Origin of the sequence: Anaerococcus sp. AH8042_DFU013_CI05, from assembly GCF_047936775.1 — a bacterium.
Lineage (GTDB): Bacteria > Bacillota > Clostridia > Tissierellales > Peptoniphilaceae > Anaerococcus.
In genome coordinates this window covers 1,423,098-1,435,471 of sequence record NZ_CP175954.1, presented here as the reverse complement: position 1 = coordinate 1,435,471, position 12,374 = coordinate 1,423,098, and the positions used below count along the sequence as shown (strand labels likewise).

The following is a 12,374-nucleotide window of genomic DNA, read 5'->3' as shown; positions in this document are numbered from 1 at the left end:
TATGAATAGAGATAACTATATAGGTGGATCTATCTCAACTAGAATACGCGAAAATAACCTCCTTACTAGCAATGACCTAGAAAGATTAAATGATTATAATTCAGTAGAAGATGTGCTAAACGCTTTAAGTGACTCATCATATAGGGATGCTATTCAAAATCTAAATCGTCCTGAAGAATACGAAAAAATATTAGATGAGGAACTTAAAAATTCCTATGATCTTATAGAAAATACAGCAGGTGATGACAATATTCTTCAATACTTTAGAGAAAGATATAATTTTCACAATCTAAAAGTATTAGTAAGAGAAATTGCCCAAGACGAATCTTATGCAAATTTGTATAACGACATAGGAAATATAGACCTAGCTTACATCAAAAGACACTTATCAAGCGATAATATCGAAGTTGGATTTTTAGAAGGCCTAGAAATCGAAGGCTATGAACCATTTAACAAGTCAGTAAATGAAAATGACACTTATGTTGAATATGGCAAAAAAGCCCTTGCAAAATTTAGAGAAACTAACAATCCAAAAGACATAGATATCACTCTTGATAAGGCATATTACGAAAAACTTTTAATAGATGCTAAGGAAATAGATCTAGAAGAGCTTACAAAATATACAAAAGAACGTATTGACCTAATCAATATCAAAACTCTTCTGCGTATCAAAGCTCAAGGAAATGAAGCAAGTGATTTATCTGAGGCACTAATCGATGGCGGATATATTGAACCAGAAAGATTAGTAGAACTTGCCCCAGCAGATATAAATCACATTGTGGTTAAGCTTTCCAATGAAAATATCAACAAGTATATAGTAAGGGCTTTGGATGATGAAAAAACTCTTGACCAAAACCTACTAGACCTTGAAAAAGCAATTGATGATCACCAAATGGATTATTCAAGACTTGCAAAATCTATGACCTATGGCCCTGAAGTTTTGATGAATTATATAATCTCCAAAGAAGCTGAGATTAAAAACCTAAGGATCATTCTAGTATCAAAACTAAATTCATTACCAAAAGAATTTACATTAGAAAGGTTGCGTGAAACTTATGCATAGAGTAGCAGTAATCGGAGATAAGGACAGTGTTCTTGCCTTTAAGGCACTCGGTGTAGAAGTATATACAGTTATAGATGGCGAAGAAGCAGCAAATACTATAAATAGCCTTGCCAAAGAAGAAGTTGGCGTAATATTTATAACAGAAAAATTTGCAAAAGAAATCCCATCTACAATTGATAAATATAGAGACCAAATGACTCCAGCTATCATTTTAATCCCTGGAAATAAGGGATCAATGGGCATAGGCCTTGCTGACATTAACAAATCAGTAGAAAAGGCTGTTGGAGCCAATATTCTAAATTAAAGGAGCTTAATTTGAAACAAGGTAAAATTACTAAAGTATCAGGGCCATTGATAGAAGCTAGCGGATTATCTGATGCTAACATCTATGACGTGGTTGAGGTATCAAAAGATAAGCTCATCGGCGAAATAATTGAGATGAGAGGAGATGTTGCAAGTATTCAGGTTTATGAAGAAACAACAGGTATCGGACCTGGAGACCCAGTAGTTTCTACAGGACATCCCCTATCAGTTGAACTTGGACCTGGTATGCTTCGTCACATGTATGACGGTATCCAAAGACCTCTAGAAAAACTTGAAGACCTTGCAGGATCATTTTTAACTAGAGGAGTTACAGCACCACCACTAAATCGTGAAACAAAATGGGAATTTGTTCCAACAAAAAATGCAGGCGATGAAGTAGTGGCAGGTGATGTTATTGGTACAGTTGAAGAAACAAATGTACTTACACACAAAATCATGGTACCATACGGAATCAGCGGTAGACTTAAAGATATAAAATCTGGAGAATTTACAGTAGATAGCACAATTGCTGTTATTGAAACTGAAAATGGCGATAAAGAAGTCAATATGATTCAAAAATGGCCAGTAAGACAAGCACGTCCATCAAGAAGAAAACTTGATCCAAACGAACCACTTGTTACAGGCCAAAGAGTTATCGATACATTCTTCCCAGTTGCAAAAGGTGGTACATCTGCAATCCCTGGACCATTTGGATCTGGTAAAACAGTAGTACAACACCAAATTGCAAAATTTGCCGATGCAGACATGGTAGTTTATGTAGGTTGTGGTGAACGTGGTAACGAAATGACTGACGTACTTAACGAATTCCCAGAACTGATCGACCCAAAAACAGGCGAATCAATAATGGAGAGAACAATCCTTATTGCAAATACATCCAACATGCCAGTAGCAGCTCGTGAGGCAAGTATCTATACAGGAATTACTCTTGGAGAATACTTCCGCGATATGGGCTATAACGTAGCTATGATGGCTGACTCAACAAGCCGTTGGGCAGAGGCCCTTCGTGAAATGTCTGGTCGTCTAGAAGAGATGCCAGGGGATGAAGGTTTCCCAGCATATCTTGCATCTAGAATCGCAGATTTCTACGAAAGAAGTGGTAAAGTTGAAGTTTTAGGAAATAGAGATGAAATAGGATCACTTACAGTAATCGGTGCTGTATCTCCTCCAGGTGGGGACCTTTCAGAACCAGTTACCCAAGCTACATTACGTATAGTAAAAGTATTCTGGGGACTAGATTACGATTTATCTTACCAACGTCACTTCCCAGCTATCAACTGGTTAAACTCATATTCTCTATACCAAGACAAAATGGATAGATATATTGATAATAACTTTGATGAAAGTTTCTCAACTATGAGAAAACGTGCCATGAGTCTATTACAACAAGAATCTTCACTAGTAGAAGTTGTAAGACTAGTTGGTCGTGATGCCCTAAGTGATGATGATAAATTAAAACTAAATGTAACAAAATCTATCAGAGAAGACTACTTACAACAAAACGCCTTCCATGATGTAGATACTTATTGTTCACTTAAAAAACAAAACATCATGCTTGATTTAATACTTCATAATTACGATAGATCACTAGAAGCTTTATCAAATGGTGTTGAGCTTGAAAAACTAGAAAATCTTCCAGTTCACGAAAAAATTACAAGAGCAAAATTCGTTCACGAAGATGAAATAGGCAAACTAACCGACATCAAAAATGAAATTGACCAAGAAATTGGACAATTAACAAGGGAGGCATAATGTTAAAAGAATATAAAACAGTAACCGAAGTTGTTGGGCCTCTAATGCTTGTTGAAGGTGTTGAAGGTGTAAGCTTCGATGAACTAGTAGATATAGAAATGCAATCTGGCGAACGCCGCCGTGGTCGTGTTATAGAAATCGAAGAAGGCCGTGCTATGGTTCAACTTTTCGAAGGATCAACAGGTATTAACCTTGAATCTACTTCTGTAAGATTTTTAGGCCGTCCACTAGAACTTGGCGTTTCTGAAGATATGGTTGGTCGTGCATTTAACGGTCTTGGCGAACCAATCGATGATGGCCCAGCTATCATTCCAGAAGAAAAACGTGATGTAAACGGTACTGCAATAAACCCAGTAAGCCGTGACTATCCATCAGAATTTATCCAAACAGGTATTTCTACAATTGACGGACTAAATACCCTTGTACGTGGGCAAAAACTTCCTATTTTCTCAGGAAACGGTCTGCCACATAACCAAGTAGCAGCACAAATTGCCCGTCAAGCTCGTGTATTAAACGATGATGAAGGATTTGCGGTAGTATTTGCAGCTATCGGTATAACCTTTGAAGAAGCACAATTTTTCCTAGAAGACTTTAGAAAAACTGGGGCCCTTGACCGTTCAGTATTATTTATGAACCTTGCAGATGACCCAGCTATCGAACGTCTATCTACACCAAAAATGGCTTTAACTTGTGCAGAATACCTAGCATATGAAAAAGATATGCAAGTACTTGTAATCATGACAGATATGACTAACTACGCAGAAGCGTTACGTGAAGTATCAGCTGCTCGTAAGGAAGTACCAGGTCGTCGTGGTTACCCAGGATATCTATATACAGACCTTTCTACAATTTATGAAAGAGCTGGTAAACTTCGTGGCAAACCAGGAACTATTACACAAATTCCTATCCTTTCAATGCCAGAAGATGATATTACTCACCCAATCCCAGACCTTACAGGATATATCACAGAAGGACAAATTATCCTAAACCGTGAATTATATAACCAAGGTGTAGAACCACCAGTTTCAATATTACCATCTCTTTCTCGTCTAAAAGATAAGGGTATAGGTAAGGGCAAAACTCGTGAAGACCATGCTGGTACTATGAACCAAATTTATGCAGCATACGCATCAGGGGTTGATGCTCGTGAGCTACAAAAAATCTTAGGGGATTCAGCACTTTCAGATGCAGACCTTGCTTTTGCTGAATTTGCTAAACAATTTGAAGAAAAATATATCAACCAAGGATATTACACAAATAGAACTATCGAGGAAACTTTAAATCTAGGTTGGGAATTATTAAAACTAATTCCAAAATCAGAACTTAAGAGAATTGATGATAACCTTATTGAAAAATATATGGGTTAGGTGATAAAGATGGCAAGACTAAAAGTAACGCCAACTAGGATGAATCTTAACACCTTAAAAGAAAGGCTTGGCACAAGCAAACGTGGTTATAAATTATTAAAAGATAAGCAAGATGAGCTTATGCGTCAATTTATGATTTTAATCCGTGAAAATAAAACTTTAAGAGAAGAAGTAGAAAAAGAACTTTCTGATTCTTTTTCTGATTTTCTTATTGCAAGTGCCTTTATGAGCCCAGAGTCAATGGAAGCAGCAGTTAGCTTTCCTACTCAAAAAGTTGGTGTTGATATAGGTGTTAAAAATGTCATGAGTGTTAGAATTCCACAAATGGAATTTAAGGTAGATCAAAATGAGGATGCAAGCATGTATTCTTATGGTTATGCAGAAACATCAGCAGGCCTTGACCAAGCAATCGCAGGGCTAAATGATGTTATGGAAAAACTTTTAAAACTTGCAGAGCTAGAAAAAACTACCCAGCTAATGGCAGATGAAATTGAATCTACACGTAGACGTGTAAATGCTCTAGAATACCGTACTATTCCAGACTTGGAAGAAACAATTAAGTATATTAGAGCAAAACTAGAAGAAAACGAAAGAGCAACTATCGCAAGACTGATGAAAGTAAAAGATATTATCTCAGATCCTGATGTTACAGATACTTTAGATGAACCAGGATTTAGAGAAGGTCAAGATCCAATTGGTCCAAAAGGCGATAGCAGGCCCACTCTATCTAAGGAGTAATAAGCCTATATAGTATAAAAAATGTAATTACGGTAGCCATTTTAAAAGTATCAATACTATCGTAGTTGCTATATAAACTGGACTTATTTCCCTTAATACAAAATTCAAAATTAATGAGAGGTTGTTGCAAATCAATGGATTTCTATCCTTCCATCATTGGGGTGCCTAATGATATTGGAATGATTTATCTATTTTGCAACAGCCTCTTTTTGTCTATACAATTTCACTCTAATAATTTAAATAGAATCACTATTTTAAATACTACAAGTAAAAATTTCTTCTAACATATAAGAAAAAATATAATTATTATAAATTCTAAATAAAAATTGAAAAAAAGATAGTCAAGTCCATAATCTTGTGTAAATATATCTAGTAAAATATTCACCATACAATTCATTTATATCAATAAATCTTGAACTCAATCAGATAATAGGTTTTAATCATTCGTATGACTGAATCATAATTATAAGATATCTCGTATCTTTTACTTTTTCATTTAATTTTTCCAAAAAGCTTAAATAATTACATAGAGAAATTACAGTCAAGAGTTCCAAGTACTTTTAGGGTTAGAGTACCTATTTCATGGTGTAGTCACATTGATAGTATCCGTTGTTTCTTTAATAACGTTTGTATAGTTTTATTATCTAAATATTATTTTTCCATAAGTTCATTAAATTCTTTAATTAAAATAGATTTAGCAACTTTATTGACTACTGATTCGTTAATTAAATTTTGTACTTTGTCATCAATTGCAAACTATATTATATTATTCGATTCCTCTTAGTTTCGTTTGCTCATTAAAACATTGTATTAGTTAAGTTTTCAAATAACCTTTTTAATTTTATAGAATTACACATATACTATCAATTTTTTATAAACTAGATGTTTTAAAAAAAATTTTGTGGGTACATTGTATAATACAAGAGTACTTTTGAATGTTGAAAATTATGTGTTAATATATTAACCTTATAGTTTGTCAATTTTGTGTAATGGAATATAAAAAATCAAATAAAAATTTATAAAAGAAAAAGAGATTAATATGAATAAGACTTCAAAGAAGATAATATCAATGTTTTTAACACTCGCATTATGCTTGCCAATTTTTTCGAACGTAGCTTATGCATCTGAATCTAAAGAGGTCAAAAATGAAGTTGTATTACATAAAGAAACTTACTTATCAGAATTAACAAATGAGAGTGATTTTTTAAATAATAAAATTAAAGAGTTGGAGAAAAATGATTTTATTATAGATCCGAATGTAAGATCAATAAAAGATTTAGATTTCATTTATTATCATAATAAAGATGAATCTACTACAGGATTAATTCAAGTAAATAAAAATCTTAATTCTGAGATTAGAGTGCATTCAATAAATAATAATCCAGAAACTATAGAATTTATTAAAGAAAACGGTTCTAAAATGATTGTAGGCAAAGATAATAACGGTGAATTTAATAAAATTTTATATGTATCTCCAAATATCAGTACTTATAAAACTGATGCCGCCTCTTGGTGTCCTTATGTAGTTGGTTTAGTAGGACATAGTATAGGTAGTTTATACGCGGCAATTGCCGGAATGGTAGGCGGTCCTCTTGCAGCCTTTATAGTAGGTGGTGTAAATACTGTAGGCTGGACTTGGGTAAGTGAACAGTGTGGTAAATAATTATGAAAAAGCCAAAAAATGTATCAATATCACAACTTTATATTTACAACTTAATATTATTTATTTGTTATGTTATCTCAATAAATTTACTACAGGCCTCTTTAAATATTTGGTATATTCTTGCGATATCGTTGGGAATATCTGCTATTGAGACTATAATCTTTTATAAAAAGAGTAATAATAGCTTTAAACCAATAACATATGAAGATGGCTTGGAAACTGTTATCTTATCTGTAGGTATAACTTTAGTATTAGGTGGTATTATTTTGTTCATTCTTTATATAATAAAATAACATTACAAAACTAATCTATACTTTCAAAAGTCAAGTCCATAATATTGTGCTAGTTATTTTTACACAATATTATGGACTTGACTCTTTCTCTCTGTAGTAATAAATAATTTATAATAAAGGTCATAAATGTAATTATTTTACATTATTTATAACGAAGAGACTTAAATCTCTTAGCTATTAGATCAATATAACCAATAAATATTTTAAGATTTTTTGCTTTTATATATCTTAAGCTTCTGTTGGTGAATAAAAGGATTTTCATATATGAAAAAAATAAGTATAATGTAAGACATACGTCAAAATATTTGAGTTTAATTATATAAAGTACAGACTTATAAATATTTAAAACTCATAGAGAGGTTTTTTATGGATACCAAAAAGTTAAAACCAGCCCTTGGGGTCGCGCTTCTATCCTTAGGGCTTGCTATATATATTGCAATAACAGGAGAGGCTACTGAGGCTAGTGCTTGGTCACTTTTTCCACCTTTAGTAGCTATTTTTGTGGCATTATTTACCAAAGAGGTGTTTTCATCTTTGTTTTTAGGGATTACTACAGGTGCTATTTTAGCATCAGGAGGATCATTTGGAGTTTTTCTAAATAATTTAGTGCAAGAAGGATTTATTACTTCTATTTCAGGAAGTTCAGGGATATTTATATTCTTAGTAGTTCTTGGAATAATGGTTGTGCTTATAAATTATTCAGGAGGATCAAAAGCTTTTGGAGATTGGGCAAGTTCAAAAATAAAGACTAGGAGAGGCTCGCAACTTGCTACATTTTGTATGTGTATAATGCTATTTATTGACGATTATTTTAATTGTTTAACAAGTGGATCTGTTATGAAACCTATAACTGATTCCCACAAAGTATCAAGAGCAAAACTTGCTTATATAATAGATGCAACGGCAGCTCCTGTTTGCATGATAGCACCTATATCTTCATGGGCTGCTGCTGTTTCAGGATATGCCGAAAGTAGCCATATGTCAGGCATAGAGTTATTTGTAAGAGCCATTCCCTTTAATTTTTATTCTCTTTTGACTTTGGTTTTTGTAATAAATATTATAGCCTTTGATAATGATTTTGGGCCAATGAAAAAATATGAGCAAAGGGCTATGAATGAGGGATATCTAGGTATTAGGAAAGATGCTTCTACTTATGATTCAGATCAAAATTCAAATGGGTCTGTAATTGACTTGGTTTTTCCTGTATTGGTTTTGATTATCTCTTGTGTTACTAGCTTAATTAATGTAGGCGGATTTTTTGATTTACAAAGTCCTTTTTATCACGATTTTGTAAATGCTTTTGCCAACACCGATTCATCAATAGCTCTTGCCATGGGTTCTATTATTGCCCTAGTAATCACTATAATATTTTTTGTAGCAAAAAAGGCCTTAACATTTGAAAAATCAATGGATGCTATTTCTGAAGGATTTTCTTCAATGGTAGCAGCTATTTTGATTTTGACAATGGCTACCAGCCTAAAAAATATATCAAACGACCTATTGGGATCGACACAATATGTAGGTGGACTTATGGAAAATGTAGCAGGAAGTTTAAATTCATTTTTACCAGTTGTAATTTTTATAGTTGCAATATTTCTTGCCTTTGCTACAGGAACAAGCTGGGGAACTTTTGGAATTTTGATACCAATTGTAGTATCTATGTTTGAACCGACAGATCCATTATTCTTTATAGGCATATCAGCTACTCTTTCGGGAGCAGTTTGTGGAGACCATCTATCTCCAATATCTGATACAACTATAATGTCATCTACAGGTGCAGGCTGTATTCATATTGATCATGTCAAAACTCAATTACCATATGGTATGTGTGTTGCAGCTATATCTTCAATAGCATATATCATAGCAGGATTTACTCATTCCGCAATTATTTCTTTAACTTTTGGGGTGATAGTAATTTTTGCCTTGATGTATGTATTAAAATTAAAAAATAAAAAAGAGTTCAGCTCATAATGGGAGTTGACTCTTTTTTTGTACATAATTGCTTTGACAATAGCTAAAATAATGTATATAGTCATTTTAAGATAAAGAAAGAACGGAGAGAATATAAATGGACCAAGGCCCCTATTTTAGTGTACAAAATGTAATTACAACAGCAATATTAATAACCCTAAATGCTGTCTTAATTGCAATTCATACTGGACTTATTTCCCTCAATATTGAAAAGCTTAAGGAATTAGAAGAAGAGGGAGACAGTAAAGCTAAATCACTTTTAAAAATAATAAGCGATCAGGATAGGCTAAATCAATCCTTTGAAATGATAGACTTATTTTTGACTTTGCTAATAGTTACTTTTTTTGTAAGACGCATCAGAATTGCGGTAAGTGATGCCACAATATTTGGTCAAAACTTTAGCACAAACACCTATATATTTCTATCACTCATATTATTTGTCATAATAAAAATAATTTTTATAGACAAAATTCCAAAAAGAATTGGAGTTAGAAATCCAATGGACCTTGCAATGAATACGATATTTGTATCACATATTATCCTTGCTATAACTAATCCATTTGTAAAATTCACACGATTTGTAACAAATTTATTTATGAAAATCTTTGGCATAGAAGCCAAGGGCATCGAAAAAGCAGTTACTAGCGAGCAAATCAAATCTATAGTTCAAGTTGGAGAAAATCAAGGAATCATTCGCCCTATGGAATCAAAAATGATCCACTCTATTATGGGATTTGATGACTTGATTGCTGAAGAAATAATGACAGCTAGAACTGATGTTTTTATGATAGACATAAATGATGAAGATAGGACTTGGTTAGATGAATTTACAAAGATAAAACACTCCCGTATCCCAGTTTATGAAGACGAAGTGGATAATATATTAGGTATTCTTTATACCAAGGACTATCTACTAGAAGCAACTAGGGTTGGGATAAAAAATGTCCATGTCAAAAGCCTGATAAAACCTGCTTACTACGCACCAGATAAAATTGAAACGGACAAATTATTTGCAGATATGCAGATAAAACACATTCATATGGCAGTTTTGATTGACGAATATGGCGGATTTGCAGGAGTAGTAACAATCGATGACCTCCTAGAAGAAATTGTAGGAGATTTAGATGAAGGAGCTAATCTTTCAAGCGAATTTAGAGAAAATCGCAAGGGAGTTTATGTTGTAAAAGCTTCGATGAATATCAAAGACCTAAACGAAAAAATCCCTATTGAAATAGATGAGGATAACGAAAATTTTGATTCGCTGGGTGGATTTATAATAGATAAACTAGGCTACATCCCAGAAGAAGGAGCAAACGAAACAATAATCTATAACGGCTACGAAATAAAAATCCTCTACATTGAGGATAATAGGATAAAGGCTTGCAGGATTAGAAAACTAAAAGATCAAGTGAATGCCAATGACAATGAAGTAATAATTGGCGAAGATTCTGATGAAAATTAAAATCACCCGATGTAAGGTGACCCCAAAAAGTTGGACTTAACATCAGGCATAGATTTATATCTGTGTCTGATGTTTTTGTTTGTACTTTCCCCTAGGGGAAAGTCTATTTTTCAAGCAGCATTCCTTCTTCTATATTCTACCGGTGATAAGTATCCTAATTTCTCTTTTATTCTTTCTTCATTATAGTATTCGATATACATTTCTATGGATTGTTTTAGTTGTTCATAGGATTTGTAAGTTTGACCATAATACATTTCTTGTTTTAGTATTCCAAAGAAGTTTTCCATTGGAGCATTATCTAAGCAATTACCTTTCCTTGACATACTTTGAGTTATTCCATATTCTTTAAGTCTTTTTGTGTACTGATTTATCTGATATCCCCATCCTTGATCTGAATGAATTATTCTTCTTTCTTTGCAGTCACTTGTTATATTGATGGCTTCTTCTAGTGGGGTTAAGATTGCTTTTATTGTTGGCCTTTTACTTATGGAATATGATATTATCTCACTATTATACATATCTAGAAATGCATTTAAGTACAGTTTACCTATTCTAGTATTACCTTTATCATCAGTGGCGTAATATTTAAATTCTGATGTATCTGTTGTTATCTTTTGATGAGCTAGTTCTGATTTAAAATTACGATTTATTAGGTTGTCTGATAACTTTCCTATATGCCCTTTGTATGATGAATACTTAGATTTTCTTCCAAAGCTTGTAACTTGTAGTTTTAGTTTTTGGACTAATCTTTGTACTTTCTTTTTGTTTATTAGTATTCCTTGATTTCTTAAATGTCCATATATTCTACGATATCCATAGTTTTTATGATTAGCTCTAATATTTAATATTTTTTCTTCTAAATCAGCATCTTTGTTAGTTCTACCGAATCTTTTTTGCCAATACATATATGTTGATTTTGGAAAGTTTAATTTATTTAGTAAATCTTTCAATTTGTATGTTTCTCTAAGTTCGTGTATTATCCTAGCTATTTCTTCTTTTTGAGTTTGTCCCTTTGTCTGAATTCCCTCTTTTTTTTTAAGAAATCTACTTCCATTTGTAGCCAATATACTTGATCTTCAAGTTCTTTGATTCTATCTTTTTCTTCTTGAGTATATTGTTTATCTGTTGATTTACTAACTTTTTTATCTTCTTTAGTCATACTTGAAGGCCTTCCTCGTTTTTTAGCTTCCAGTCCCTTAATTCCATATTTTCTATATTTGCCAATCCATGTACATATCATAGATGGATTTGATATATTTAAATTATTGGCTAGGTCTAGATAGGACATTTCACTTGTTAAATACAACTTTACTACTTTTAATTTATATTCTGTAGAGTAATCCTTCTTATTTCTAGATCTTTTTAATCCTTCATAACCTAGTGTTTGATATGCGTTCACCCATACTCTTAGTTGATATTTATCAGGAATATTGAATGATTTAGCTAAAGATTCATAACTTTCGTCACCTTCTAAATATCTTTTAACTAGTTTATATTTGAATTCTGTTCTATATTTTGCCATAAAAAACTGACCTCCTTAAGTTGATTAGGTCCAACTTTAAGGGGTCAGTTCAATGAGGGTGATTTTTTATATCAATATAAAATTACAAAAAGCTAAACTGACTCCAAAAATTGATAAATTCATAATTTCAAAATTCTAAAAATTGCAAACTCGCTTACGCTCAAACAGTGCAATTTTTAAGCGAATTTCTTCAATTAGAATTTATGGCAATTTTTTACGAAC

Annotated in this window: 9 protein-coding genes; 8 read left to right on the top strand and 1 reads right to left on the bottom strand. The window is 32.6% G+C overall.

The window, feature by feature from the left end; genetic code table 11:
• The first annotated feature begins 1 nt into the window (after nucleotide 1).
• The 8 genes from ACKRLN_RS07415 to ACKRLN_RS07380 all read left to right on the top strand — a co-directional run bounded on the left by ACKRLN_RS07415 (nucleotide 2) and on the right by ACKRLN_RS07380 (nucleotide 10,630).
• Complete coding sequence (locus ACKRLN_RS07415; protein ID WP_416334742.1) at nucleotides 2-1,063, top strand: V-type ATPase subunit; 1,062 nt, start codon at nucleotides 2-4, stop codon at nucleotides 1,061-1,063.
• The gene (locus ACKRLN_RS07410) at nucleotides 1,056-1,367 is read left to right on the top strand and encodes a V-type ATP synthase subunit F (RefSeq protein ID WP_203127206.1); all 312 of its coding nucleotides are present in this window, start codon (nucleotides 1,056-1,058) and stop codon (nucleotides 1,365-1,367) included. Before ACKRLN_RS07415 ends, ACKRLN_RS07410 begins: the two co-directional genes overlap by 8 nt.
• A gap of 11 nt (nucleotides 1,368-1,378) precedes the next feature.
• Entirely contained in the window at nucleotides 1,379-3,136 is a 1,758-nt protein-coding gene (locus ACKRLN_RS07405) for a V-type ATP synthase subunit A (RefSeq protein WP_203127207.1), read from the top strand.
• A complete protein-coding gene (locus ACKRLN_RS07400) occupies nucleotides 3,136-4,503 on the top strand; it encodes a V-type ATP synthase subunit B (RefSeq protein WP_296142168.1) in 1,368 nt (455 codons plus the stop codon). Before ACKRLN_RS07405 ends, ACKRLN_RS07400 begins: the two co-directional genes overlap by 1 nt.
• 9 nt (nucleotides 4,504-4,512) lie before the next feature.
• Complete coding sequence (locus tag ACKRLN_RS07395; protein ID WP_203127209.1) at nucleotides 4,513-5,241, top strand: V-type ATP synthase subunit D; 729 nt, start codon at nucleotides 4,513-4,515, stop codon at nucleotides 5,239-5,241.
• A 1,039-nt stretch (nucleotides 5,242-6,280) separates the two neighbouring features.
• The gene (locus tag ACKRLN_RS07390; RefSeq protein WP_203127210.1) at nucleotides 6,281-6,904 is read left to right on the top strand and encodes a hypothetical protein; all 624 of its coding nucleotides are present in this window, start codon (nucleotides 6,281-6,283) and stop codon (nucleotides 6,902-6,904) included.
• 659 nt (nucleotides 6,905-7,563) lie between these two features.
• Nucleotides 7,564-9,168, top strand: coding sequence for a Na+/H+ antiporter NhaC family protein (locus tag ACKRLN_RS07385; protein WP_416334741.1), 1,605 nt, complete (start codon nucleotides 7,564-7,566; stop codon nucleotides 9,166-9,168).
• A gap of 97 nt (nucleotides 9,169-9,265) precedes the next feature.
• Entirely contained in the window at nucleotides 9,266-10,630 is a 1,365-nt protein-coding gene (locus ACKRLN_RS07380) for a hemolysin family protein (RefSeq protein WP_416334740.1), read from the top strand.
• A gap of 110 nt (nucleotides 10,631-10,740) precedes the next feature.
• Here ACKRLN_RS07380 and ACKRLN_RS07375 read toward each other — a convergent pair.
• Nucleotides 10,741-12,152, bottom strand: a protein-coding gene (locus ACKRLN_RS07375) for an IS3 family transposase (protein WP_416334739.1) whose coding sequence is annotated in 2 segments (ribosomal slippage) — nucleotides 10,741-11,643 and nucleotides 11,646-12,152 — 1,410 coding nt in all. Because the reading frame shifts where the segments join, the coding sequence is not laid out codon by codon here.
• Nucleotides 12,153-12,374: the final 222 nt, after the last annotated feature.